This window comes from Streptomyces sp. NPDC033180 (genome assembly GCF_055577645.1).
In genome coordinates, this window is sequence record NZ_JBVIPU010000003.1 from 634,331 (window position 1) to 658,304 (window position 23,974).

23 protein-coding genes are annotated in these 23,974 nt (G+C 71.0%); 16 read left to right on the forward strand and 7 right to left on the reverse strand.

Annotation, left to right across the window (positions count from 1 at the left end; genetic code table 11):
- Together ACZ5WE_RS13645 and ACZ5WE_RS13650 are read right to left on the reverse strand one after the other, a co-directional pair.
- A partial coding sequence (locus ACZ5WE_RS13645) for a PH domain-containing protein (RefSeq protein WP_469157291.1) occupies positions 1-1,260 on the reverse strand: 1,260 nt, incomplete at its 3' end.
- 14 nt (positions 1,261-1,274) lie between these two features.
- Entirely contained in the window at positions 1,275-1,793 is a 519-nt protein-coding gene (locus ACZ5WE_RS13650) for a PH domain-containing protein (protein WP_467686125.1), read from the reverse strand.
- Between the two features lie 62 nt (positions 1,794-1,855).
- Here ACZ5WE_RS13650 and ACZ5WE_RS13655 point away from each other — a divergent pair, with 62 nt between their 5' ends.
- Positions 1,856-3,007: an NADH-quinone oxidoreductase subunit D gene (locus ACZ5WE_RS13655; RefSeq protein ID WP_467686127.1), complete on the forward strand. Its 1,152-nt coding sequence runs from the start codon at positions 1,856-1,858 to the stop codon at positions 3,005-3,007.
- A 71-nt stretch (positions 3,008-3,078) separates the two neighbouring features.
- On the opposite strand, the gene ACZ5WE_RS13660 is transcribed toward ACZ5WE_RS13655, so the two are convergent.
- The gene (locus ACZ5WE_RS13660) at positions 3,079-4,026 is read right to left on the reverse strand and encodes an SAM-dependent methyltransferase (RefSeq protein WP_467686259.1); all 948 of its coding nucleotides are present in this window, start codon (positions 4,024-4,026) and stop codon (positions 3,079-3,081) included.
- Between the two features lie 162 nt (positions 4,027-4,188).
- Here ACZ5WE_RS13660 and ACZ5WE_RS13665 point away from each other — a divergent pair, with 162 nt between their 5' ends.
- Positions 4,189-5,388 (forward strand): sensor histidine kinase, encoded by a 1,200-nt coding sequence (locus tag ACZ5WE_RS13665; protein ID WP_467686129.1) that lies wholly within the window; start codon positions 4,189-4,191, stop codon positions 5,386-5,388.
- Between the two features lie 105 nt (positions 5,389-5,493).
- Entirely contained in the window at positions 5,494-6,168 is a 675-nt protein-coding gene (locus ACZ5WE_RS13670; protein WP_367044040.1) for a response regulator transcription factor, read from the forward strand.
- A gap of 46 nt (positions 6,169-6,214) precedes the next feature.
- On the opposite strand, the gene ACZ5WE_RS13675 is transcribed toward ACZ5WE_RS13670, so the two are convergent.
- On the reverse strand, positions 6,215-7,327 hold the full coding sequence (locus ACZ5WE_RS13675; RefSeq protein ID WP_467686261.1) for a DUF5937 family protein: 1,113 nt from the start codon (positions 7,325-7,327) through the stop codon (positions 6,215-6,217).
- A gap of 268 nt (positions 7,328-7,595) precedes the next feature.
- Between ACZ5WE_RS13675 and ACZ5WE_RS13680 the strand changes: the two genes are divergently transcribed.
- A complete protein-coding gene (locus ACZ5WE_RS13680) occupies positions 7,596-7,823 on the forward strand; it encodes a hypothetical protein (RefSeq protein WP_467686131.1) in 228 nt (75 codons plus the stop codon).
- Here ACZ5WE_RS13680 and ACZ5WE_RS13685 read toward each other — a convergent pair.
- Positions 7,780-8,943: a threonine aldolase family protein gene (locus tag ACZ5WE_RS13685; protein ID WP_467686133.1), complete on the reverse strand. Its 1,164-nt coding sequence runs from the start codon at positions 8,941-8,943 to the stop codon at positions 7,780-7,782. The two genes, ACZ5WE_RS13680 and ACZ5WE_RS13685, sit on opposite strands and share 44 nt — an antisense overlap.
- 147 nt (positions 8,944-9,090) lie before the next feature.
- Here ACZ5WE_RS13685 and ACZ5WE_RS13690 point away from each other — a divergent pair, with 147 nt between their 5' ends.
- The 11 genes from ACZ5WE_RS13690 to ACZ5WE_RS13740 all read left to right on the forward strand — a co-directional run bounded on the left by ACZ5WE_RS13690 (position 9,091) and on the right by ACZ5WE_RS13740 (position 17,708).
- A complete protein-coding gene (locus ACZ5WE_RS13690; protein ID WP_467686135.1) occupies positions 9,091-10,029 on the forward strand; it encodes a Rossmann-like and DUF2520 domain-containing protein in 939 nt (312 codons plus the stop codon).
- Entirely contained in the window at positions 10,026-11,027 is a 1,002-nt protein-coding gene (gene panC, locus ACZ5WE_RS13695) for a pantoate--beta-alanine ligase (protein ID WP_467686137.1), read from the forward strand. The genes ACZ5WE_RS13690 and panC overlap by 4 nt, the downstream gene beginning before the upstream one ends.
- Positions 11,024-12,763: an L-aspartate oxidase gene (locus ACZ5WE_RS13700; RefSeq protein WP_467686139.1), complete on the forward strand. Its 1,740-nt coding sequence runs from the start codon at positions 11,024-11,026 to the stop codon at positions 12,761-12,763. The genes panC and ACZ5WE_RS13700 overlap by 4 nt, the downstream gene beginning before the upstream one ends.
- A gap of 2 nt (positions 12,764-12,765) precedes the next feature.
- The gene (gene nadC, locus ACZ5WE_RS13705) at positions 12,766-13,749 is read left to right on the forward strand and encodes a carboxylating nicotinate-nucleotide diphosphorylase (RefSeq protein WP_467686141.1); all 984 of its coding nucleotides are present in this window, start codon (positions 12,766-12,768) and stop codon (positions 13,747-13,749) included.
- 7 nt (positions 13,750-13,756) lie between these two features.
- Complete coding sequence (locus tag ACZ5WE_RS13710) at positions 13,757-14,563, forward strand: type III pantothenate kinase (protein WP_467686143.1); 807 nt, start codon at positions 13,757-13,759, stop codon at positions 14,561-14,563.
- Positions 14,564-14,711: 148 nt separating this feature from the next.
- On the forward strand, positions 14,712-15,071 hold the full coding sequence (locus ACZ5WE_RS13715) for a hypothetical protein (protein WP_467686145.1): 360 nt from the start codon (positions 14,712-14,714) through the stop codon (positions 15,069-15,071).
- A 120-nt stretch (positions 15,072-15,191) separates the two neighbouring features.
- A complete protein-coding gene (locus ACZ5WE_RS13720; protein ID WP_467686263.1) occupies positions 15,192-15,803 on the forward strand; it encodes a hypothetical protein in 612 nt (203 codons plus the stop codon).
- Positions 15,804-15,817: 14 nt separating this feature from the next.
- Complete coding sequence (locus ACZ5WE_RS13725; RefSeq protein ID WP_202121271.1) at positions 15,818-15,988, forward strand: hypothetical protein; 171 nt, start codon at positions 15,818-15,820, stop codon at positions 15,986-15,988.
- A 128-nt stretch (positions 15,989-16,116) separates the two neighbouring features.
- Complete coding sequence (locus tag ACZ5WE_RS13730) at positions 16,117-16,602, forward strand: BlaI/MecI/CopY family transcriptional regulator (protein ID WP_467686147.1); 486 nt, start codon at positions 16,117-16,119, stop codon at positions 16,600-16,602.
- Positions 16,603-16,611: 9 nt separating this feature from the next.
- Positions 16,612-17,145, forward strand: coding sequence for an amino-acid N-acetyltransferase (locus ACZ5WE_RS13735; protein WP_393396926.1), 534 nt, complete (start codon positions 16,612-16,614; stop codon positions 17,143-17,145).
- 224 nt (positions 17,146-17,369) lie between these two features.
- Complete coding sequence (locus tag ACZ5WE_RS13740) at positions 17,370-17,708, forward strand: histone-like nucleoid-structuring protein Lsr2 (protein ID WP_467686149.1); 339 nt, start codon at positions 17,370-17,372, stop codon at positions 17,706-17,708.
- Here ACZ5WE_RS13740 and ACZ5WE_RS13745 read toward each other — a convergent pair.
- Entirely contained in the window at positions 17,687-18,280 is a 594-nt protein-coding gene (locus ACZ5WE_RS13745; protein ID WP_467686151.1) for an SCO3374 family protein, read from the reverse strand. The two genes, ACZ5WE_RS13740 and ACZ5WE_RS13745, sit on opposite strands and share 22 nt — an antisense overlap.
- 441 nt (positions 18,281-18,721) lie before the next feature.
- Here ACZ5WE_RS13745 and ACZ5WE_RS13750 point away from each other — a divergent pair, with 441 nt between their 5' ends.
- The gene (locus ACZ5WE_RS13750) at positions 18,722-21,247 is read left to right on the forward strand and encodes an ATP-dependent Clp protease ATP-binding subunit (protein ID WP_467686153.1); all 2,526 of its coding nucleotides are present in this window, start codon (positions 18,722-18,724) and stop codon (positions 21,245-21,247) included.
- 153 nt (positions 21,248-21,400) lie between these two features.
- On the opposite strand, the gene ACZ5WE_RS13755 is transcribed toward ACZ5WE_RS13750, so the two are convergent.
- A complete protein-coding gene (locus ACZ5WE_RS13755; protein WP_467686155.1) occupies positions 21,401-23,971 on the reverse strand; it encodes an NACHT domain-containing protein in 2,571 nt (856 codons plus the stop codon).
- Between the last annotated feature and the right edge of the window lie 3 nt (positions 23,972-23,974).

Genomic DNA, 23,974 nt, shown 5'->3' on the forward strand with positions numbered 1-23,974 from the left:
CAGTAGTGCGGCTGCCTCGCCGGCGGGGCGCAGGCGGGCCGTCACTGTTTTGTTCGCCCCGGTGTCGACCTGCACGTCCGCCACCCCCTTGAACCGCTCCCATGGTCCCTGTGTCAGCCGCACGCTCTGTACCTTCGCGTGCGGTACCAGGGACAGGCGGCGGCGCAAAAGGCCGTGCCGTGCCGCGAACACCGTGTCCGTCACCGTGAGGCCGTACCCCTTCCACCACACCGGGAGGCACCATGCGGCCCGCGCGGGAGGGCGGACGAGCTCAGCCGCCGCCGGCACCTGGACACCTGGCAGAATCCGCGCGATCACGTCCTCCGCGACCTCCCGCGGCGCGACGGGGACCAGAACGCCGTTCGACGAGCCCGCCACGTCGAGCTCCACCCGCACCCAGCCCCGCCGCCGCCACAGCCACGGCTCCACGACGCGCACCGTCTGCACCCGCCCCGGGGGGACCGTCTCGTGCGCCTTGTCGAGCAGGCCGTGGTCTATGCGCAGGCCGTCGGGGGATTCGCCGACCTTCCAGTCGTACTCCCCGATGAACCGCCCCACACTGCTCGCGAACGCGCCGCCCAGCATGGGAAGCCCGGTCGCCAGGACTGTCCACAGGTTGTGGGTGGCGAACCAAAGGAAGGGCGGCACGATGAGTGCGGCGACGAGCATGGCCCATGTGGTTCCGGTCAGCAGCAGGGAGACCGCGAGCATGCGCGGCTGTACGTGCACCAGGTTGTTGACCGGCGCCTCGCCGACCTCGCGGGCCGTCTCGGGCGCGAAACCGGCCGCACGCGCGAGGAGTTCGGCCCGCAGGACCGAGGCCTCCTCCTGGCCCAGATAGGCCAGTTCGTCCTTCTTCTCCGTCCCGACGACGTCCAGTTTGAGCTTGGCGACGCCGACGATCCGGGCCGCGAGCGGCTGCGTCACGTCCACCGCCTGGAGCCGGTCGAGTCGGATGTGCGCGGTGCGGCGGAAGATCAGTCCTGTGCGGATGCGCAGTTCGGTGTCGGTGACGGCGAAGTGCGTGAACCACCAGCTCATGAAGCCGTAGAGGGCCCCGCCCAGCAGGACGGCGGCGATTCCGGCGAGCAGCCCGGTCACGGGGAGCTCGGAAACCCTCCGCTGCGTGCCGTTCGGGTCGTGCACCGCGAAGCCCACGAGGACCGCGACCGGCGCCCAGGCCCGGCGCAGGGGCGTGACGGGGTGCAGACGCCGTTCTCGTACGTCCTCGGCGCCAGGGGCGCGTTCTTCCCCGGCCACCTCCCGTACGCCGCTCACAGCCCCGCCGAGCGGGCCTCGCCCAGCTCGGTGAGCCGGTCGCGCAGCCGCTCGGCCTCCTCGGGGATGAGACCGGGGATCCGGGCGTCCGTGGCGGCCGCCGCCGTGTGCAGCTGCACGCTCGCCAGGCCGAAGTGCCGCTCCACGGGCCCCGACGTCACCTCGACGAGCTGCATCCTGCCGTACGGAACGATCGTTTCCTCGCGCCAGAGCACCCCCCGGCTGATCAGCAGGTCGTCGGCCCGCTCCGCGTACCGCCACGAGCGCCAGTTGCGTCCCAGCATCGGCCAGCCCCACGCCACGAAGGCGAGCGGGATGGCCGCGAAGGCGGCCCACGCGGGTCCGGCGAAGATCCACAGGAGTACCCCGACCGCCGCCGCGAGCGGCACCAGCCACACCACGAGCAGCAGTCGCCGCATCCGCAGCAACCCTCGTGGCAGCCCGGTCCACACCGGCTCCGCGTCTGACTCTTCCGGCTGCGCCGGCCGTGCCGGTCCCGCCGTCCCCGTTTCCATGCCTCAAGCGTACGTAGCGATGTGACAGTCGCGTATGAGCGCGCGTACGAGAGAATGCGCGCATGAGCCCCACGACGGAGACCACGCTCGGCATCGGCGGCGCCGCGGAGAGCACCGACATGGTGCTCAACATCGGCCCGCAGCACCCGTCCACGCACGGCGTGCTGCGGCTGCGCCTCGTCCTCGACGGCGAGCGGATCCAGCAGGCGGAGCCGGTGATCGGCTATATGCACCGCGGTGCGGAGAAACTCTTCGAGGCGCGTGACTACCGGCAGATCGTGGTGCTCGCCAACCGGCACGACTGGCTGTCCGCGTTCTCGAACGAACTCGGGGTCGTCCTCGCCGTGGAGCGGATGCTCGGCATGGAGGTGCCCGAGCGCGCCGTCTGGCTGCGCACGCTCCTCGCTGAGCTGAACCGCGTACTCAACCACCTGATGTTCCTCGGCTCGTATCCGCTCGAACTGGGCGGAATCACCCCGGTGTTCCACGCGTTCCGGGAGCGCGAGGAGCTCCAGAACGTGATGGAGGAGATCTCCGGCGGCCGCATGCACTACATGTTCAACCGCGTCGGCGGCCTCAAGGAGGACCTCCCCGCGGGCTGGTCCACGCGCGCGCGTGCGGCTGTCGCCTCAGTCCGCTCCCGCATGGACGTGTACGACAAGTTGGTGCTCGGCAACGAGATCTTCCGGGGCCGTACGCGCGGCGTCGGCGTGCTGTCCCCTCAGGCGGTGCACGCCTACGGAGTGAGCGGTCCCATCGCCCGCGCCTCCGGAGTCGACTTCGACCTGCGCCGTGACGAGCCGTACCTCGCGTACGGGGAGCTCCAGGACACCCTGAAGGTCGTCAGGCGTCAGGAAGGCGACTGCCTGGCCCGCTTCGAGTGCCTCCTGGAGCAGACCCACAACGCGCTCGACCTCGCCGACGCCTGCCTGGAGCGGCTCGCCGAGCTGCCGCAGGGGCCCGTCAACCAGCGCCTCCCGAAGGTGCTCAAGGCCCCCGAGGGCCACACGTACGCGTGGACCGAGAACCCCTTGGGCATCAACGGCTACTACCTGGTCTCCAAGGGCGAGAAGACCCCGTACCGCCTGAAGCTCCGCTCGGCGTCGTACAACAACATCCAGGCCCTGGCCGAACTGCTTCCGGGCCAGCTGGTCGCCGACATGGTGGCGATCCTGGGGTCGCTGTTCTTCGTGGTCGGCGACATCGACAAGTAATCGACGAGTGATCGACAAGTAGGGGCCGCTCCAGAAGGAGGGGCCGCTCCAGCCCTCGAGCAGGGGCCCGCTCAAGCCTGCAGCGGGTTCGCGATGCCCACCGGCTGGGTCAGCCACCCGAAGTCGCCGAGCCCGCCCTCGGCGGTCAGTTCGGCCGCCTCTCCCGCGCGCGTGAGGGCGCGGACGTACTCCGCCGGATCGCTGGAGGCCAGGGAGAGCGGCGGGCGGCCGCCGCTGACGCCCAGGGCGTGCAGGGCCGCGCGCTGGGTGAGCAGCCGGGCTCCGGGCAGCGCGCACGCGTCGAGTGCCACATGGGCCGTGATGTCGCACGTGCCGTCCGGCACGGGCTTGGTCTCGCGGCCCGCGCGGAAGCCGGTCAGCGTGCCGAAGGGCGGCCGTCCGGCGCGGTCGTGCGCGTAGTCCACCGCGACCGCGAGACCGCGCTCCAGCGTCGCCGCGGCCGCCGCCCACGCCTCGTCCCTGGGAAGCCCGGTCTCCGCGCGCAGGCCGGGCTCCGGGGCGAGCGGCCACCAGCGCGCGAGCCAGGAGGCGTCGGCGCCCTCCACCGTGTCGCCCAGGGATTCAGTGCCGTCGGCGCCCACGAGTACGTGTCGCACCAGGCCGTCGGGGTCCACCTCGACGACGTCCAGGGGGACGTTGTCCAGCCACTCGTTGGCGAAGAGCAGTCCGGTGACGCCGGCGGGCGGCTGGTCGCGCCACCCGATGCGCGGGTCGAGTCCTGCCGGGCGCCCGGCCCGCTCGACGGCACAGGCACGCACGCGTGGCGCCACGTCGGCGGGCAGCGCGGCGAGGACGGCCGCGGTCAACTCGCCTCGCCCTGCGCCAAGATCGACGAAGGCCAACTCGTCCGGGTGGTCGAGCGCCTCGTCCACGCGGCACAGCAGCCGGGCCACCGCGCCCGCGAAGAGGGGCGAGGCGTGCACCGACGTACGGAAGTGTCCCGCGGGTCCCTCGGGGCGCAGATAGAAGCCGTCAGGCCCGTAAAGAGCGGCCTCCATGGCCTTTCGCCAGCCACGCCGCACGTCTCGCCGCTCACCTCGGACCTCGTTCGTCACGCGAGAAGGCTAAGCGGGCCTCCACCTTGGGGAGTACACGCGAGCGGTACGGATCGGACCTCCGGTTGACCCCGGAGGGCCGTCACGCTGCCTACGCTGGGTTACGTGCAGCGCGTCTATGACTTCTTCCGCAGACACCCGACCGGGGTCGATGGCTTCTGGGCCCTCGTCCTGTTCGGGATCTCCGGCGTCGGTCTCGTCTCCATGGCCGCGGCGGAAGGCCGGGAACCCGTCTCGTCCGTCGTCGTCATCCTCGGCATGTCCGTCGTGGTGGCGCTGCGCCGCAAGTACGTCGAGAAGATGCTGGTCCTCGCCGCCGTTCTCGGCGTGGCCCAGCTGATCTTCGACATCCAGACGATGCCGGCCGACTTCGCGATGCTGGTGATCATCTACACGGCCTCGGTCGAGGGCACGAAGTGGGCCTCGCGGTTCGCCCTCATCGGCGGTCTGTGCGCGGCTCCGCTGTCGTCGCTGCGCTGGCCGGAGGAGAGCATAGGCACCTTCAGCAGCATTCTCTTCACGGTCTTCCAGATGGTGCCCTTCGCCCTGGCCTGGGTGCTCGGCGACTCCATCCGCACCCGCCGCGCCTACTTCGCGCAGCTGGAGGAGCGAGCCGACCGCCTGGAGAAGGAGCGGGCCGCGCAGTCCAAGGTCGCGGTGGCGGCCGAGCGGGCCCGGATCGCGCGCGAGCTGCACGATGTCGTCGCGCACAACGTCTCGGTGATGGTCGTCCAGGCCGACGGCGCCGCGTACGTCCTTGATGCGGCCCCCGAGCAGGCCAAGCAGGCCCTGGAGACCATCTCGGGCACAGGACGGCAGGCACTCGCCGAGATGCGCAGGCTGCTCGGCGTGCTGCGCACCGGCGAACACCAGGAGAGCGGTGAGTACGTCCCGCAGCCCGACGTCGAGCAGCTCGACGAGCTCATCGAGCAGGTGCGCACGGCCGGCCTCCCGGTCGACTTCAAGGTCGAGGGAACCCCGCGTCCGCTGCCCAGCGGCGTCGAGCTCACGGCGTACCGCATCGTGCAGGAGGCGCTCACCAACACCCGCAAGCACGGTGGCGAGAACACCGGAGCGAGCGTGCGCCTCGTCTACTTCGACGACGGTCTGGGGCTGCTCGTCGAGGACGACGGCAAGGGCGCCCCGCACGAGCTGTACGAGGACGGCGGCGCCGACGGCAGCGGACACGGCCTGATCGGCATGCGGGAGCGCGTCGGCATGGTCGGCGGCACGCTGGACGCGGGACCGCGGCCGGGCGGCGGCTTCCGCATCAGCGCGCTTCTCCCGCTCAAGCCCGCACATTGACACCTGTCACCGGTACGTCCACGCCATACGCTCTTGACCACGTCCGTTCCATCCGTTCGCTCACGAACCGTTCGCTCACGAAACACATCCACGAAGGGGCCTTTGATGTCGATCCGCGTCATGCTCGTCGACGACCAGGCGCTGTTGCGCACGGGGTTCCGGATGGTGCTCGCCGCACAGCCGGACATGGAGGTCGTCGCGGAGGCGGGCGACGGGGTCGAGGCGCTTCAGGCGCTGCGGACGACCGAGGTCGACGTGGTGCTCATGGACGTACGCATGCCGAAGCTGGACGGCGTGGAGACGACCCGGCGCATCTGCCAGGACGAGAATCCGCCGAAGGTGCTGATCCTGACGACCTTCGACCTCGACGAGTACGCCTTCTCGGGGCTGAAGGCGGGCGCATCCGGCTTCATGCTGAAGGACGTGCCCCCGGGCGAGCTGCTGGCCGCGATCCGGTCCGTGCACAGCGGTGACGCGGTGGTCGCGCCGTCCACGACGCGGCGCCTGCTCGACCGCTTCGCGCCGATGCTGCCGAACGCCGGCGGGCAGCCGCAGCACAAGGAGCTGGAGCGGCTCACCGACCGCGAGCGCGAGGTCATGATCCTCGTCGCCCAGGGGCTTTCGAACGGGGAGATCGCGGCGCGGCTCGTCCTGTCGGAGGCCACGGTGAAGACCCACGTGGGCCGCATCCTGACCAAGCTCGGCCTGCGGGACCGGGTACAGGTGGTGGTCCTCGCGTACGAGACGGGCCTGGTGCGGGCGGGCGGCGGGGCGGCCTGACGGAGGCCGGCGGGGCCGGTACGGGGCCGGTACGGGGTCGGCCGGGTCAGCGCAGGATGCCCTCCAGGAAGTCGCTGCCCAGGCGGGCCACCACGGTGACGTCCAGCTGGTGCATGACATACCGGCCGCGCCGTGCCGTGGTGATCAGGCCCGCCTTCTTCAGGAGCGCGAGGTGCCGGGAGACCTCCGGTGACGTCAGTCCCGTCGCGTGGGCCAGCTCGCCGGTGCTGTAGGGCGCGCGGGCCAGGTTGCGGCACAGCCGCAGACGCACGGGGTGTGCGAGGGCCGTGAGCCGCCGCTCCAGCGTCTCCACCGAGGTGGGCTCGGCCAGGTCCGGGGTGGACACGGGGTAGTGGATCACCGGGCGCCAGCCCGGGGCGTGCAGGACCATCAGGTGCGGCCACGCGAAGTGCGAGGGCACGAACGTGAGCCCCGCGCCCAGGGAGTGGTTCAGGGCCGTCGCGTTGCCCGGGCACAGCTTGTCCGCGGTGATGCGGCGGTTGTCCGCGTCCACCGAGAGGGCCGTCGACACCGAGGTCAGCACGTCGGCGAGGCCTTTGTGGCGCAGTATCTCGGTCTTGTGCCGGGCGTCGGCGGCCAGTTGGACGCGCACCCGGCGCCAGGTGTCCGCGAAGAAGGCCTCGTCGCAGTCCTCAAGGAGGCGGCGCAGCCAGGCCCGGACGGTGTGCGGTTCGGTCAGGAGCCGCTCGGCGAAGTCCAGTTGCCTCGTGCCGCGGGTGGCGGCGAGCTCCAGGGCGCGGGCGCCGCGGGTGGGGTCGGTGAGCGGCGAGGGACCGCCTTCGTTGTACGTCGTGCCGCAGGTGAACTCCAGGGCCGCCATGACGAATCGCTCGTCGTCCAGGCGGTCGAGCAGGTCCAGCTCGTCGGCGAGCGTCGCCCCCGGCCTGCCGTCGCCGTCGACGAGCCCGGCGAACGGCATGAAGACGTCCGAGAACGTGTTCCGCCACAGGAAGTCGGCCTCGCACAGCCGGTCGGCGAGGTCCGGCTTGAGGCAGGCGGTGGTCGCCGTCGCCCAGCCGTGCAGCCCCGGGTGGTGCCCCGGTTCGGCCAGCGCGTGCAGGGCAACGCCCAGCTCCGCAAGGGGCGAAGGGTCGAAGAAGATCCGCTCCTGCGGCAGGCCCGCGATGTCGATGTGCACGCTCATGGACCCATCGTGCACCTCGCCACCGACAACCCGGCGGCCGATTGACGACCGGCGTCAATCGGCGCGACGGGGACGTGCCGGCGGAGGCAGTCTGTGCTGACCGGGCCGTACTCGGCCCGTGCTGACCACGCCCCGCGGCAGCGTCGCCGCCGGGCTGGCATCCACCACGACCCACCCCTCGACCCACCTCTGTGCCGACCCTGCTTCCCGTCGACCCAGCGGTGCCCGATAAGTACTCTTTGTCTAGAGAGGCGACCTCGTCATGAGCATCACGCAGCAGTACCTCCTCGACAGCTACCGCGCCGCCCAGCACGACGAGCGGACCCCGCCCGCACCTGGTCAGCAGGACTGGCAGGTCATCCGCGAGGTGCGCGACTACGGCCGCTTCCGTGCCGTCGTCGAGGAACGCCCCGTCCAGGGACGGTTCCGCGCCGCCGTGGCCCGGTTCATCCGGGGATCCGCCGCACAAACTCCGCGACCGCATCATTGACGTCGTCGGGCGTCCACTCCAGGCCCGCCTCGGTCACGGTGACCTCCGTGACCGAGAGGCCGGGCGGCCCGTCCGGGAACCAGCGCCCGAACAGCTGGGTCTTGGTCTCCTCGGCCTGCGTCAGCGCCGCCTCGGTCAGCGCCTCGGCGTCGTACGGCAGCCAGACCTGGAACTGGTGGGTGTGCGGCCGCTCCGGGTGCACGCGCGACCAGGGGACACCGGCGGCCGCGAACCCTTCGCGCAGCGCGTCGGCGACCACGCGCGCGTGGGCGACGTGGTCCGGCAGCCGCGGGAGCGTGTTCTTCAGGCCGAGCAGGGCGGCGACGGCGGCCGGGTACTGCTGGAAGACCTGGCCGCCGTAGCGGTGCCGCCAGGTCCTCGCCTCGTCGACCAGGGTGCGCGGGCCCGCGAGCACCGCGCCGCTCAGGCCGTCGAGGGACTTGTAGAACGACACGTACACGGTGTCCGCGAGCCCGGCGATCTCCGCGAGGGGGCGCCCGAAGTGCGGTGTGCACTCCCACAGGCGCGCTCCGTCGAAGTGCACGACGGCGTCGCGTTCCCGGGCCGCCTCCACGACCTCTTCGAGCTCCTCCCAGGACGGCAGCACGAAACCGGCGTCCCGGAGCGGCAGTTCGAGCATCAGCGTCCCGAAGGGCTCTTCGAAGTCCCGCACCTCGTCGGCCGTGGGCAGCCGCGGCTCCCTCGTCGGATGTACGGTGCGCAGTCTGCTCACCGCCCAGAGGGCGCCCCCTTCGTGGACCTCGGGATGGGCCTTCGGATGCAGGGCGACGGTCGCGTTGCCGGTGCGGCCCGCCCAGCAGCGCAGGGCGACCTGCTGGGCCATCGTGCCGGTCGGGAAGAAGGCGGCCGCCTCCTTGCCGAGCAGCCGCGCGACCTCGTCCTCCAGGCGGGCGACGACCGCGTTGCCGTAGATGTCGGCGGGCTCGTCCGGGTCCACGACCTCCGAGGCCGCGTCCGCGAGCGCCGAGAGCCGTGCGGTGAGCGGGAGGTGCCCGGACCAGCGGTGCAGGATGCGGGAGGCGCCGAGGGCGGCGGCGCGGCGGCGGGCGGCGAGCAGGTCCTGCTCGCTCACCTCGGTTTCTCCGTCGTGTGAAGTCATCCCCCGAGCATGGCGTGCGGTCGGTCGCCGGTCATACGAATACCCACAGCCTGTGGACAGCCGAGGACGCGGCGCGGACCAATCGCGTTAGCATGACGAGAAATCGTCCGGTACCCCGAGCGGACTGGAACGGGAAGGCGTCATCGCGTGAACGCACCTCATCAGCCAGACCCGCGGGACCGTCCCGCGAGGCTCACGGTGGGCGTCGTGGGAGCGGGCCGTGTCGGCCCCGCGCTCGCCGCGGCACTCCAGCTCGCCGGGCATCGTCCGGTCGCCGCGTCCGGGGTCTCCGACGCCTCCGTACGACGCGCGGCGGCCCTGCTGCCCGACGTCCCCCTCGTCCCGCCGGCCCAGGTGCTCGAGCGCGCCGATCTGGTCCTTCTGACCGTGCCGGACGACGCCCTGCCGGGCCTCGTCGAGGGCCTCGTGGAGACCGGGGCGATCCGCCCGGGCCAGCTCCTGGTGCACACGTCGGGGCGGTACGGCGCCAAGGTGCTGGAGCCCGCGCTGCGCGCGGGCGCCCTGCCGCTGGCCCTGCACCCCGCCATGACGTTCACCGGCACCCCCGTGGACGTGCAGCGCCTCGCGGGCTGCTCCTTCGGCGTGACCGCTCCCGATGAGCTGCGCCTGGCCGCGGAGGCGCTGGTCATCGAGATGGGCGGCGAGCCCGAGTGGATCGCGGAGGAGTCGCGCCCGCTCTACCACGCGGCGCTCGCGCTCGGCGCGAACCACCTGGTCACGCTGGTCGCCGAGTCCATGGAGCTGCTCCGGGACGCGGGCGTGGCCGCCCCCGACCGGATGCTCGGACCGCTGCTCGGCGCCGCCCTGGACAACGCCCTGCGCTCCGGCGACGCAGCCCTGACCGGGCCCGTCGCGCGTGGTGACGCGGGCACCGTCGCCGCGCACGTCGCCGAGTTGCGCAAGCACGCCCCGCAGACCGTGGCCGGATATCTGGCGATGGCCCGCGCGACCGCCGACCGCGCGCTCGCCCACGGACTGCTCAAGCCCGAGCTCGCCGAGGACCTCCTGGGAGTCCTGGCCAACGGCGGGGGCGGGGCCGGCGACGCGGAGGGAGGAGCCCGATGACCAGCCTTGTGCACGCCGCCGAACCCCTGCGTACGCGCGCGCGTGGCGGCCGCCGGGTCGTCGTCATGACCATGGGCGCCCTGCACGAGGGCCACGCCACCCTCATCCGCACCGCACGCGACATCGCGGGCGACGAGGGCGAAGTCGTGGTCACGGTCTTCGTGAACCCCCTCCAGTTCGGTGCGGGCGAGGACCTCGACCGCTACCCCCGCACCCTGGACGCCGACGTCAAGATCGCCGAACAGGAGGGCGCGGACTTCGTGTTCGCCCCGTCCGTCGACGAGGTCTATCCGGGCGGCGAACCGCAGGTCCGGATCAGTGCGGGACCCATGGGCACCCTCCTCGAAGGGGCCACGCGCCCCGGCCACTTCGACGGCATGCTCACGGTCGTCGCCAAGCTGCTGCACCTCACCAGGCCCGACGTGGCGTTGTACGGCCAGAAGGACGCCCAGCAGCTCGCGCTCATCCGCCGCATGGTGCGCGACCTGAACTTCGGCGTCGACATAGTGGGCGTACCCACCGTGCGCGAGGACGACGGGCTGGCTCTCTCCAGCCGCAACCGCTACCTCTCCCCGGACGAGCGGCGCACCGCGCTCGCGCTCTCCCAGGCCCTCTTCGCGGGCCGCGACCGGCACGCCGCGCAGGAGGCCCTGCACGCGCGGGCCGCGCTCGCCCCCGTCACGCACGCGCGCGCCGCCGCCCTGAACGCCCTGGGGGAGTCCCGCGCCGCCGCCGACACCCACGCGCTCGCCCAGTCCGTCACGCCGACCGTGCCCGGCGGCCCCGCGGCCGTCCGCGCCGCCGCCCGCCACGTCCTCGACCAGGCGGCCCGCAGCAGGCCCCCGCTCGAACTCGACTACCTGGCGCTGGTCGACCCCGCCGACTTCACGGACGTACAGCCGGGCCATACCGGTGAGGCGGTCCTCGCCGTCGCGGCCAAGGTCGGCGCGACCCGGCTGATCGACAACATCCCGCTCACGTTCGGAGCCACCCCATGAGTGCCACCGGAATACGGCTGCACGCCCCCGCGCCCGGCTGGTCCCTGGAAGCCGACATCGTCGTCGTCGGCTCCGGAGTGGCCGGACTGACCACGGCGCTGCGCTGCTCGGCGGCGGGCCTGAAGACCGTCGTGGTCACCAAGGCCCGCCTGGACGACGGCTCCACGCGCTGGGCCCAGGGCGGCATCGCAGCGGCGCTCGGCGATGGCGACACCCCCGAGCAGCATCTGGACGACACCCTCGTGGCGGGCGCGGGCCTGTGCGACGAGGAAGCCGTGCGCACCCTGGTCACCGAGGGCCCCGATGCCGTACGCCGCCTCATCGAGACCGGCGCCCACTTCGACACGGGTCCCGAAGGCGCCATCGAGCTGACCCGCGAGGGCGGCCACCACCGCCGCCGCATCGCGCACGCGGGCGGCGACGCGACCGGCGCGGAGATCTCCCGCGCCCTGGTCGAAGCGGTCCGCGCGCAGGGCATACCCACGGTGGAGAACGCCCTCGTACTTGACCTGCTGACCGACGCCGAAGGCCGGACCGCGGGTGTCTCCCTGCACGTCATGGGCGAGGGCCAGCACGACGGCGTGGGCGCGGTCCACGCCCCCGCGGTCGTTCTCGCCACCGGCGGCATGGGCCAGGTCTTCTCGGCGACCACGAACCCCTCCGTGTCGACGGGCGACGGTGTCGCGCTCGCCCTGCGCGCGGGCGCCGAGGTGAGCGACCTGGAGTTCGTGCAGTTCCACCCCACCGTGCTCTTCCTGGGAGCCGACGCGGAGGGCCAGCAGCCGCTGGTCTCCGAGGCGGTGCGCGGCGAGGGAGCCCACCTCGTGGACGCGCACGGCGTGCGCTTCATGGTCGGCCAGCACGAGCTCGCCGAGCTCGCGCCCCGGGACATCGTCGCCAAGGGCATCACGCGGCGCATGCAGGAACAGGGCGCCGAGCACATGTACTTGGACGGCCGGCACTTCGGCGCCGACATGTGGGAGAACCGCTTCCCGACGATCCTCGCCGCCTGCCGTTCCCACGGCATCGACCCGGTGACCGAGCCCATCCCCGTCGCCCCGGCCGCGCACTACGCCTCCGGCGGCGTCCGCACCGACGCGCACGGCCGCACCACGGTCCCGGGCCTGTACGCCTGCGGCGAGGTCGCCTGCACCGGCGTGCACGGGGCGAACCGCCTCGCCTCCAACTCCCTTCTGGAGGGCCTGGTCTACGCCGAGCGCATCGCGGCGGACATCGCGGCACAGCACGCGGAGAAGGCCCTCCCCGCCCTCTACGCCGCCGTGCCCGTCGCTGTGCCCGCGCCCGCGCCGGCCGCCCACTCCGCCACCCCGGCGCACCCCCTGCTGCCCCCCGAGGCCCGCTTCGCCATCCAGCGCGTGATGACCGAGGGCGCCGGAGTGCTCAGGTCCGCCGACTCCCTCTCCGAGGCAGCGGCCCGGCTCGCCCGCATTCACGCCGAGGCAGCGGGCGCGCTCGCCGAGGACGGCAAGACCGCCGAGCCCGGCGTCGACACCTGGGAGACCACCAACCTGCTGTGCGTCGCCCGCGTCCTGGTCACCGCGGCACAGCGCCGCGAGGAGACCCGCGGCTGCCACTGGCGCGAGGACCGCCCCGACCGCGACGACGAGACCTGGCGCCGCCACATCGTCGTACGCCTCAACGCGGACCGGACCCTGGCCGTACAGACCACCGAGACCGCAGACTTCCCTCCGACGACCAGCCCTCAGGAGAAGTGACCGTGAGCACCCCCGACGACCTCCCTCTCGCCCCCACGGGCGGCGGCTGCGGCGATGCCTGCGGCTGCGGCGGAGACGACGCGTACGACCCTCTGGAGTGCGGCCTCGACCCCGCTCTCGCGCAGCTCCTGACCGAGGCGGGGCTCGACCCCGTGCAGGTCGAGGACATCGCGCACATGGCGATCGAGGAAGACCTGGACGGCGGCGTCGATGTCACCTCGGTCGCCACCATCCCCGAAGAGACGGTCGCCACCGGCGACTTCACCGCGCGCGAGGCCGGCACCGTCGCGGGCCTGCGCATCGCCGAAGCCGTCATCTCCCTCGTCTGCACCGACACCTTCGAAGTCGAGCGGCACGTCGAGGACGGCGAGCAGGTGGAGGCGGGCGACAAGCTGCTCAGCGTCACCACCCGCACCCGCGACCTGCTCACCGCCGAGCGCAGCGCGCTCAACCTCCTGTGCCGCCTTTCGGGCGTGGCGACGGCCACGCGCGCGTGGGCCGACGCACTGGAGGGCACGAACGCCAAGGTCCGCGACACCCGCAAGACGACGGCCGGGCTCCGCGCCCTGGAGAAGTACGCGGTGCGCATGGGCGGCGGCGTGAACCACCGCATGTCGCTCTCCGACGCGGCTCTGGTGAAGGACAACCACGTCGTGGCCGCCGGAGGCGTGGAGCAGGCGTTCAAGGCCGTGCGCGAGGCCTTCCCGGAGCTGGCCGTCGAGGTCGAGGTCGACACCCTCCACCAGCTGCGCGAGGTCCTGGACGCGGGCGCCGACCTGATCCTCCTGGACAACTTCACGCCGGGCGAGACCGAGGAGGCCGTGGCCCTCGTGCACGGCCGCGCGATCCTGGAGTCCTCAGGACGCCTCACCCTGGAGAACGCCCGTGCGTACGCGCAGACGGGCGTGGACTTCCTCGCGGTGGGCGCCCTCACCCACTCCTCGCCGATCCTGGACATCGGCCTCGACCTTCGCGCGGCGGAGTGACGACGACATGCTGCTGACCATCGACGTCGGAAACACCCACACCGTCCTCGGCCTCTTCGACGGCGAAGAGATCGTCGAGCACTGGCGCATCTCCACCGACGCCCGCCGCACCGCGGACGAACTCGCCGTGCTCCTCAACGGGTTGATGGGCATGCACCCGCTGCTCGGCGACGAACTGGGCGACGGCATCGACGGCATCGCCATCTGCTCGACGGTCCCCTCCGTCCTGCACGAACTGCGCGAAGTCACCCGTCGCTACTACGGAGACGTGCCCGCTGTCCTCGTGGAGCCCGGCATCAAGACCGGCGTCCCGATCCTCATGGACAACCCCAAGGAGGTCGGCGCCGACCGCATCATCAACGCGGTCGCGGCGGTCGAGCTCTACGGAGGCCCCGCCATCGTCGTCGACTTCGGTACGGCGACGACGTTCGACGCGGTCTCCGCGCGCGGGGAGTACACCGGAGGCGTCATCGCCCCCGGTATCGAGATCTCCGTCGAGGCCCTCGGGGTGCGGGGCGCCCAGCTCCGCAAGATCGAGCTGGCCCGGCCGCGGAGCGTCATCGGCAAGAACACCGTGGAGGCCATGCAGTCGGGCATCCTGTACGGCTTCGCGGGCCAAGTGGACGGCGTCGTGCAGCGCATGGCCCGCGAGCTCGCGGGCCCGGGCGGCGACCCCGACGACGTGACGGTCATCGCGACCGGCGGCCTGGCGCCCATGGTGCTCGGCGAGGCCACGGTCATCGACGAGCACGAGCCGTGGCTGACCCTCATCGGCCTGCGTCTCGTATACGAGCGGAACGTCTCCCGGAGCTGAGAGCCGAGCGTCCCGGCCGAGATCCGCGGCCGGGGCACCGGCTCATAACGGTCGGCTCATAAGCGGGGGTTGCGCACACAACCCTGCGCCCCATACAAGAGTCTGCGCAGGGACGGGACTTGAGAAGGTTCGAGCGGGCGTGGAGCAAATGGGGCGTAGGGGAAGACTGGTCGCGGCCGTGGCGGCCGGGGTGCTGGCAGGCCTTGCCGGTCCTGCCGCGACGGCGAGCACGGCCAGCGGGTCCGAGGGCGGTCGTGCCGTGCACGCGGTGAGTGTCCTGGCCGCGACGCCCGCTCCGTCCACCACCTCGAGCACGACCCCCACGTCATCCCCCACCTCAAGCACGACCCCTGCCTCCAGCACCTCACCGGACAGGGAGGAGCGCGGCCCCGACGGCACCATGGCGGACACCGGAGCGGGCGTGCTCCCCTGGATCGCCGCCGCCGCGGCAGGGGCCCTCGGAGTCGGCGCGGTCGTCTTCGCGATGATCCGCCGCCGCTCGGAGTGAGTGCGTAGGAAGCCACGCCACACATTGGCGTTAACACGCCACACATTGGCGTTAAGCCGATTTTGTCCACTTTGCACGTATCGTCAGTCCATGCCCACGCCATACGGATCTCGCGGCGGCATGGCCTTCGGTGCGGAGGAACTGCGTGTGCTCCGCCGCGCTCTGGGCCTCGCCCTGCATCCCAGCCCCGTCTCCGACGAGGACGTCCAGGACTGCCTACGCCTCGCCGGCGCCGTCGACGAAGCGGTGAGCGAGGGCGCCAGGCTCCGCGCCTTCCTGCTGGCCGACCTCGCCCGCTACCGGACGGCCCTGCCCGGCACCGCAACCGGCTACCTCGCGCTCCTGGAGGACGCCCTCGGCTCCGGCTACCAGCCGGGCGCCGACGATCTCGCCGCGCTGCGCGCCCTGCGCGGCAACCCGGTCGCCGCCGCCCTCCTCGCCCGCTGCCGGGCCGTCGCCGAACAGGCCGTACGCGCCCGTCTCTCGGGCCGGTCCCATGCGACCGTCCCGGCGCCCCGCCCGCTCGTGCCCGCCTCGCGCACACGCCTGCTCGCCCTCCCCGGCGGCCGGAGCGGGGCGGACGACCGTGCGGCGCCGAAGCCCAAGACGCCGAACTCCCCACCGGCGAAACCGGCCACTCCGGAGCCGCCCCGCCCCGTGCCGACCCCGGCCGAGGTCTTCCCTCCCAAGCGCCGTCCCGCGGACCCGCCGCACCAGCGCGCCGCGGGCTAGCTACTCTGGGGGGCATGGAATACGTCTCCGCGCTCCTGCCCCCCGTAGTGATGGCCGTGTTCTTCGGCGGTCTCATCGTGACCATCGTGAAGACCCAGGGCGGCGCCAACAAGGCCAAGGAGGACGCGGCCGTCGACGCCGTGATCTCCCGCGCCGAGGGCGCCCGGCAGACCCCCAAGGCCTGACACCCCACCCAGGGCCGACTGGCGTACGACTCGCTCACATTCCGAGTCGTACGCCCTTTTTGTTGGGGAAATGGCACCTCCGCCACGTCCGTCACGCCATTAGTGACATCTCCCACTATTGTTCTGGTGTGCCTCGCCCCTTGGGAGAACTCGAAGACTCAGTCATGACACGGGTGTGGAAGTGGAACCGCCCCGTGACCGTTCGAGAAGTCCTGGAAGACCTTCAGCAGGAACGGTCCATCGCGTACACCACCGTCATGACCGTTTTGGACAATCTTCATCAGAAGGGCTGGGTGCGCCGTGAAGCGGAAGGCCGCGCCTATCGATATGAGGCGGTCTCCACTCGGGCCGCCTACGCCGCCGCACTGATGAACGAAGCATGGTCGCAGAGCGACAACCCGGCCGCCGCTCTCGTCGCGTTCTTCGGGATGATGTCGGCGGAACAGCGCGAAGCACTCAGTGACGCGATGCGGATCGTGGGCCCGGACTCTCAAACCCCCATCTCCGAAGCGCCGATCTCCCGAGCCCCCGCCACTCAAGCCCCCGGTACTCAAGCTCCCGCCACTCAAGCCCCGGAGAACCCCGGCGAGGCGGAGCCGGAAGCAGAGCGATAGCGTCCGGTCATGCCAGCGGAACCCCCTGAACTCAGCGCTAAAGCAGTCTCCGTACGCCGGGCGCGCACAGCCGATGTGCCGGTCGTACGCAACCTCCTCGACTCCTACACCCGTCAGGGGATCCTGCTCGACAAAGCGACAGTCGCCCTTTACGAGTCCATCCAGGAGTTCTGGGTGGCGGAACGCGATGACAACGCCGAGGTCGTAGGCTGCGGCGCCCTGCATGTGATGTGGGAAGACCTCGCGGAAGTGCGCACTCTCGCGGTGAACCCCGACGTCAAGGGCGCCGGAGTGGGTCATCAGCTGTTGGGGAAGTTGCTCCAGACCGCTCGCTGGCTCGGTGTCCGGCGGGTTTTCTGTCTCACCTTCGAAGTCGACTTCTTCGCCAAGCACGGCTTCGTGGAGATCGGGGAGACGCCTGTCGACGGAGATGTCTACAGCGAGCTGCTGCGTTCCAAAGACGAGGGTGTCGCGGAGTTCCTCGGCCTCGAACGAGTGAAACCGAACACCTTGGGCAACAGCCGGATGCTTCTGCATCTGTGATCGTTCGCCGGTATTCCGAGCTGCCTGCTGCCCCGGTTCCCTATGTCCGAAACGCGCATGTTTCCTGGCTTCTCGGGGCCCCCGGTCTCTCCCGGGGGTTTGTGTTTTTCCAGCAAAAGCGGTTTGCTTTCCGACGTACTGCAGTACTGCATATAACAGGGGGCGGCGATTCCGCGGCTCGTGCCGTGCGATCCCGCCCTAAGTTATCGATGAAAGGAAATCCGGTGGCACAGAAGGTTCAGGTCCTTCTTGTCGATGACCTCGACGGTGGCGAGGCAGACGAGACCGTGACGTTTGCGCTGGACGGCAAGTCGTACGAGATCGACCTCACCACGTCGAACGCGGACAAGCTCCGCGGTCTCCTTGAGCCTTACCTCAAGGGTGGTCGTCGTACCGGTGGCCGTGGTTCGGCCGGGCGTTCCAAAGCCCGTGCCTCCGCCGCGAGCGGCGGTCAGGACACCGCGGCGATCCGCGCCTGGGCGAAGGACAACGGTTTCGAGGTCAACGACCGCGGCCGCGTCCCCGCTTCCATTCGCGAGGCCTACGAGAAGGCCAACGGCTGACGACGGGTCCGTCGCAATCGGACCCGGTGGCACTGCGTTGCCGCCGTGTCCACAAGTCGTACGAGACCGGAGCCCACGGCGGGGTCGCTGTGGGGCATGGTGCCACCCCCCACGCACGACAGGGACGGCAGTGCCGGCAGCGTCGGCTCCACCTCGCACCCGGGCTCTGGGGGTCGCAGCCATACGGCGGCCCCCTGCGTGCCGGACCACCCCGGAGGCGTGGGCGCGTCGATCCGTCCGCCCGCACCAATGGCCGTGAGGTCCAGGGGGATGCCGCCCCACTCCAGCCACTCCAGGAGCCCCGGCAGCTCGTCGGCGCTCCCCGCGGCCACGAAGAGCCGCATCGAGTCTCCACGCAGCGCCACCGGAGCCTTCGGCCCGAGATGGCGCAGTGCGGCGAAACCGGCCTCGGCGGGCAGCTGCAGTACGTCGAAGCGGAGCCCCGTCAGGAGCCGCACCGGCAGCCCGGGAAGGCGGTCGTCCGTCGCCCAGCCGAGTTCGTTCGCGTACCACCGCCGCACCGGGTCGCTCTGCTCGACCGGTACACGGGGCTGGGGAACGGTGAAGGCCATGCAGGGAGCAACCGGCCGGAAGGGTCTCGGGTTACGCAGCGTGGTGTTGCGATTGCGTTCAGTGCCCGGAAAGAGGGCGTAAAGGCGTGTTCGGCCGCGCAAGGGTGTTCGCCCGTAGCGGAGGGAACCGGCGCGCGCCGCATGGAGTGTCAGTCGTTGCGGGTAAGACATCCCTAGTGGGGAGGGGCGACACACGCGCAAGGCCGTCTCACGTTCGCCATCGGCGTAGTGGTGGTGAGGGTAAGTGCTTGGCCTGCGGGAACATCGTCTCGCACCATCGGGTTGGAGCAGTTGTCGGCGTTCGGGGTCAGGAGGCACCTCTTGTTCTCGGCCGGGTGTCGGCAGTTGGAATGAGCGGTCCCCGCTTGCGGGACTAAGCTGCGGAAGGACAGGGAGGGGACAGCCCCCTTACTGCCTGACCGCTCTGAGGAGCGATTAACGATGTTCGAGAGGTTCACCGACCGCGCGCGGCGGGTTGTCGTCCTGGCTCAGGAAGAAGCCCGGATGCTCAACCACAACTACATCGGCACCGAGCACATCCTCCTGGGCTTGATCCACGAGGGCGAGGGTGTCGCCGCTAAGGCCCTGGAGAGCCTCGGGATTTCGCTCGAGGCGGTCCGCCAGCAGGTGGAGGAGATCATCGGTCAGGGCCAGCAGGCCCCGTCCGGGCACATCCCCTTCACCCCCCGTGCCAAGAAGGTGCTGGAGCTTTCGCTCCGCGAGGCCCTTCAGCTGGGCCACAACTACATCGGCACGGAGCACATCCTGCTCGGCCTGATCCGCGAGGGCGAGGGCGTCGCCGCCCAGGTCCTCGTGAAGCTGGGTGCCGATCTCAACCGGGTGCGGCAGCAGGTCATCCAGCTGCTCTCCGGTTACCAGGGCAAGGAGACCGCCACCGCAGGCGGTCCTGCGGAGGGCACGCCCTCCACGTCCCTGGTGCTCGACCAGTTCGGCCGGAACCTCACCCAGGCCGCTCGTGAGTCCAAGCTCGACCCGGTCATCGGGCGCGAGAAGGAGATCGAGCGGGTCATGCAGGTGCTGTCCCGCCGTACGAAGAACAACCCCGTGCTCATCGGCGAGCCCGGCGTCGGCAAGACCGCCGTCGTCGAGGGCCTGGCGCAGGCCATCGTCAAGGGCGAGGTGCCCGAGACGCTGAAGGACAAGCACCTCTACACGCTTGACCTGGGCGCGCTGGTCGCCGGTTCGCGCTACCGCGGTGACTTCGAGGAGCGCCTGAAGAAGGTCCTCAAGGAGATCCGCACCCGCGGCGACATCATCCTGTTCATCGACGAGCTCCACACCCTGGTGGGTGCGGGCGCCGCCGAGGGCGCGATCGACGCCGCGAGCATCCTCAAGCCGATGCTGGCGCGAGGCGAGCTGCAGACCATCGGTGCCACGACGCTGGACGAGTACCGCAAGCACCTGGAGAAGGACGCGGCCCTCGAGCGCCGCTTCCAGCCCATCCAGGTCGCGGAGCCGTCCCTGCCGCACACCATCGAGATCCTCAAGGGTCTGCGCGACCGTTACGAGGCCCACCACAGGGTCTCCATCACGGACGAGGCGCTGGTGCAGGCCGCCACCCTGGCCGACCGGTACATCTCGGACCGCTTCCTGCCGGACAAGGCGATCGACCTGATCGACGAGGCCGGCTCCCGGATGCGCATCCGCCGGATGACCGCGCCGCCGGACCTCCGCGAGTTCGACGAGAAGATCGCGGGTGTCCGCCGCGACAAGGAGTCCGCGATCGACTCGCAGGACTTCGAGAAGGCCGCCTCTCTGCGTGACAAGGAGAAGCAGCTGCTCGCGGCGAAGGCCAAGCGCGAGAAGGAGTGGAAGGCCGGCGACATGGACGTCGTCGCCGAGGTCGACGGCGAGCTCATCGCCGAGGTCCTCGCCACGGCGACGGGCATTCCGGTCTTCAAGCTGACCGAGGAGGAGTCCTCGCGTCTGCTGCGCATGGAGGACGAGCTCCACAAGCGGGTCATCGGCCAGAAGGACGCCATCAAGGCGCTCTCGCAGGCGATTCGTCGTACGCGCGCCGGTCTGAAGGACCCGAAGCGTCCCGGTGGTTCGTTCATCTTCGCCGGCCCGTCCGGTGTCGGTAAGACGGAGCTTTCCAAGACGCTCGCCGAATTCCTCTTCGGTGACGAGGACGCCCTGATCTCCCTCGACATGTCGGAGTTCAGCGAGAAGCACACGGTCTCGCGTCTCTTCGGTTCGCCGCCCGGATATGTCGGTTACGAAGAGGGCGGTCAGCTGACGGAGAAGGTCCGCCGCAAGCCGTTCTCGGTCGTCCTCTTCGACGAGGTCGAGAAGGCCCACCCGGATATCTTCAACTCGCTGCTCCAGATCCTGGAGGACGGTCGCCTGACCGACTCCCAGGGCCGGGTCGTGGACTTCAAGAACACGGTCATCATCATGACGACCAACCTCGGCACGCGTGACATCTCCAAGGGCTTCAACCTCGGATTTGCCGCCGCGGGTGACGTCAAGACGAACTACGAGCGCATGAAGACCAAGGTCAACGACGAGCTGAAGCAGCACTTCCGCCCGGAGTTCCTGAACCGTGTCGACGACACGGTGGTCTTCCACCAGCTCACCGAGGAAGACATCATCCAGATCGTCGACCTCATGACCGACAAGGTCGACGAGCGTCTCAAGGACCGCGACATGGGCATCGAGCTCAGCGGTGACGCGAAGAAGCTCCTGGCCAAGAAGGGTTACGACCCGGTCATGGGCGCCCGGCCGCTGCGCCGGACGATCCAGCGCGAGATCGAGGACATCCTGTCGGAGAAGATCCTCTTCGGCGAGCTCCGCCCCGGCCACATCGTGGTCGTCGGCACGGAGGGTGAGGGCGAGGAAGCCAAGTTCACCTTCCGCGGCGAGGAGAAGGCGGCGCTTCCGGACGTCCCGCCGATCGAGCAGGCGGCTGGTGGCGCCGGGCCCAACCTGAGCAAGGAGGCGTAGCCCGCCGGGCTTACGCCGTAGAGGCTCACTGGGGCTGCCCCGGACCGTTTCTCATGGTCCGGGGCAGCCCCTTTTGCCTTGACCTTTGGCTGCGGGTGCCTTGTGGCTGGTCGCGCAGTTCCCCGCGCCCCCTTACGGGGCGCTCCCCGCCCCCTACGCCGTGATCGTGACCCCCTCCGGGACGTTCCGCATGCGGGGCAGGCGGGGGTTCACTCGCAGCACGCTCAGGTTCGGGAAGCGCGAGAGCCACGAGACGTCCGTGTCGGCCAGCTCGGCGGTGATCCACAGGTGGGTGAGCTGGTCGTGCTCCAGGCCGTCGAGGAGCTCCTCGGTGCGCATCACGCCCACCACCTGGATCCACGGCCGCCCGCCGAGATTCCGCAGCGCCGCAAGCTCGGCGGGGTCGGAGACCGGGTAGTACAGGCCGACCGGGTCGAGGTGGGCGATGATCTCGCGCGCGTACCGCTCGGTGTCGAAGTGCCGCCACGGTCGGACCAGTTCCAACCGGATGGACAGCGCCGAGCGGTGGCGCAGGCGGGCGAGGTAGTCGATGGCGGCGTCGTCCTGGACGCGGGTGGCCGTGATCGCCAGGAGGAGCGCCTGCTGGTCGCTCGGCACCTGCTCGGGGTCCGGCAGCTGCTCGAGGACGATCGGGCCGACCCAGCCGAGGCTGCGGGCGGCCAGTTCCGTCTGGGGCCGCACCAGGTTCTTCGTACGGTCGTGGACGAGCTGCTGCACCGCAGGGTCGAGTTCGGTGACGTGCTCCAGGCAGGCCGCTGCCATCAGGCGCCGGTGGTTCACGTGCGGGCGGCGTAGGTTCGGGGCGGCGGCAAGGAGCCGCTCAAGGAAGTCGGCGCACTCCTCGGGCCGGGCGTGGGCGGCGGCCATGCGGATGACCTCCTCCCACTCGGCGCGGTGCGCGTGCTCGACCAGGGTGCGGAACTGGCCGCGGGCCACTATCTCCTTGGCGGCCAGATAGTCCTGGAAGGTGCGGTGGATGAAGTCCACCGAAAGCCCGGCCTGTTCACGCAGCAGGCCCGTGCGGTGCAGCAGATGGCGGAAGATCTTCTCGCCGTCGCCCTCGGCGCGTGCGGAGGGAATGGCGGGCAGCGCGCCGTCCAGGATGGCGACCACGCGCTCGCGCGGCAGCTCCGAGACGCCCTCCTCCACCATCGCGTGGGCCAGCTTCCGCAGGAGCAGCTCCCGGGGACCTTGCTGGAGCCGCACATCATCGGCGTACAACACGTCGCGCTCGGGGTCGCGGCGCTGGAGGAGCATCTCCAGGGCGGCGTCGTACAGCTCCTTGCGGCCCTTGGGGAGGGAGCCGGAGCGGTCGCGGTTGAGGGCGCAGATCAGGCCGCACATCAGGGGGTTGGTGGCGAGCTGGCGCAGCTCGCGGTAGATGCGCACGGAGTGCAGGAGGCGCTGTTCGTACTCCCGCAGCTTGTCGCGCTCCGCCTGTTCCTTGCACTGGTCGTCGCTCAACGCGGCCGCGTGCCAGTCGTGGACGAAGTGGGTGACCTGGTCGCGGGACATCGGCGCGAGGGAGAGTTCCTTGAAGCCCTCTTCGGCGAGGCGCTCCTGGGCGAGCCAGCCGTCCTCGACGGCGGAGGGGCGGGACGTCACCAGGCAGCCGTTGCCGGAGAAGATGCGAAGCAGGCGGCGCAGCTGGTTGCGCAGTTCGCCGCGGGTGGCCTCCGGGGCCTCGTCGATGCCGTCCACGAGGAGCATGGCGCGGCCCGCGAGGAGGGTGCGTACGACCCAGCCCTCCGGGGCCCGGTCGGCCAGCGGGTGGCGGATGGCGTGCAGGAAGTCGTCCGGGGCGGGGAAGCCCTCGCGGGCGAAGCGGCGTACGGGCAGGACGAAGGGCACGCGGGCGCCCTCGCGTGCCGCGGCCACGGCGAGCCACTGCACGAGGGTCGTCTTGCCCGAGCCCGCGTCGCCGCGAAGGAGCACCCGCTCGTGCCCCTCAAGGGCCCGGTCGGCGAGCAGCACGGTGCGCGGCTCGCCCGGTACGCCGCTGCCGCTGCTCTCCTCGGCCTCCAGGCTGAGGTAGGTGTCCTCCAGGGGCCAGCGGTCCGGCGCGTTGGCGAGGTCCACACCGACGATGGTGAGCCAGCCGTGCTGACGTACGACCTCTTCGCCGTACGCGGCCTCGAAGTCCCGGTCCTCCTGGGAGCGTTCGGGCTGGCGGGAGGCGGCCTCCGCGTCGTTCAGGTCGATGAGCTGGCGGATGCGGCTGGCCCGCTCGGCCATGTGCCGCTGGATGTGCGGGGAGCGCCGGACGAAGTGGTACAGGACGTGCAGGCACACGGCGACGAGCAGCTCGTCGTGGAACCACGCGGCGCCGGGCGAGAGCGCGCGGTCCGCGCCCTGCACGGCGCCCCTCAGACGCCGCGCGTAGTCCTGTGGGCCCAGGCGCACGGCGTCCACGTCCGTGAGGTCCAGTTCGCCGATGGCGAGGAGGGTTCGGGTCAACACGTCGACGACGGAGGCCAGTTCGGTCGTCGGTGTGGAGTGTGCCTCGGCGGCGAGGTGGACGAAGTCCGCGGCGGCGCGGTGCACGTCGTCCGGTGTCGCAGGGGCTTCGGCGCCGCGCCAGGTGGCGAGGGCGGCGATCAGGTCGGGCGTGGTGGGCGGCTGCGCGGGAGGCTGCCGGATGAGCCGTTGTACCAGGGGTGCGGCGAGGGTCGAGGGGATGCGGACAACGGGCTCCATGGACATGGG

What these genes read in the sequence shown, in the direction of transcription:
- ACZ5WE_RS13650 (WP_467686125.1), bottom strand. Translation starts at nt 1,793, where the DNA reads ATGGAAACGGGGACGGCGGGACCGGCACGGCCGGCGCAGCCGGAAGAG.
- ACZ5WE_RS13655 (WP_467686127.1), top strand. Translation starts at nt 1,856, where the DNA reads ATGAGCCCCACGACGGAGACCACGCTCGGCATCGGCGGCGCCGCGGAG.
- ACZ5WE_RS13660 (WP_467686259.1), bottom strand. Translation starts at nt 4,026, where the DNA reads ATGGAGGCCGCTCTTTACGGGCCTGACGGCTTCTATCTGCGCCCCGAG.
- ACZ5WE_RS13670 (WP_367044040.1), top strand. Translation starts at nt 5,494, where the DNA reads ATGTCGATCCGCGTCATGCTCGTCGACGACCAGGCGCTGTTGCGCACG.
- ACZ5WE_RS13680 (WP_467686131.1), top strand. Translation starts at nt 7,596, where the DNA reads ATGAGCATCACGCAGCAGTACCTCCTCGACAGCTACCGCGCCGCCCAG.
- ACZ5WE_RS13685 (WP_467686133.1), bottom strand. Translation starts at nt 8,943, where the DNA reads ATGACTTCACACGACGGAGAAACCGAGGTGAGCGAGCAGGACCTGCTC.
- panC (WP_467686137.1), top strand. Translation starts at nt 10,026, where the DNA reads ATGACCAGCCTTGTGCACGCCGCCGAACCCCTGCGTACGCGCGCGCGT.
- ACZ5WE_RS13700 (WP_467686139.1), top strand. Translation starts at nt 11,024, where the DNA reads ATGAGTGCCACCGGAATACGGCTGCACGCCCCCGCGCCCGGCTGGTCC.
- ACZ5WE_RS13710 (WP_467686143.1), top strand. Translation starts at nt 13,757, where the DNA reads ATGCTGCTGACCATCGACGTCGGAAACACCCACACCGTCCTCGGCCTC.
- ACZ5WE_RS13715 (WP_467686145.1), top strand. Translation starts at nt 14,712, where the DNA reads ATGGGGCGTAGGGGAAGACTGGTCGCGGCCGTGGCGGCCGGGGTGCTG.
- ACZ5WE_RS13720 (WP_467686263.1), top strand. Translation starts at nt 15,192, where the DNA reads ATGGCCTTCGGTGCGGAGGAACTGCGTGTGCTCCGCCGCGCTCTGGGC.
- ACZ5WE_RS13725 (WP_202121271.1), top strand. Translation starts at nt 15,818, where the DNA reads ATGGAATACGTCTCCGCGCTCCTGCCCCCCGTAGTGATGGCCGTGTTC.
- ACZ5WE_RS13735 (WP_393396926.1), top strand. Translation starts at nt 16,612, where the DNA reads ATGCCAGCGGAACCCCCTGAACTCAGCGCTAAAGCAGTCTCCGTACGC.
- ACZ5WE_RS13745 (WP_467686151.1), bottom strand. Translation starts at nt 18,280, where the DNA reads ATGGCCTTCACCGTTCCCCAGCCCCGTGTACCGGTCGAGCAGAGCGAC.
- ACZ5WE_RS13750 (WP_467686153.1), top strand. Translation starts at nt 18,722, where the DNA reads ATGTTCGAGAGGTTCACCGACCGCGCGCGGCGGGTTGTCGTCCTGGCT.
- ACZ5WE_RS13755 (WP_467686155.1), bottom strand. Translation starts at nt 23,971, where the DNA reads ATGTCCATGGAGCCCGTTGTCCGCATCCCCTCGACCCTCGCCGCACCC.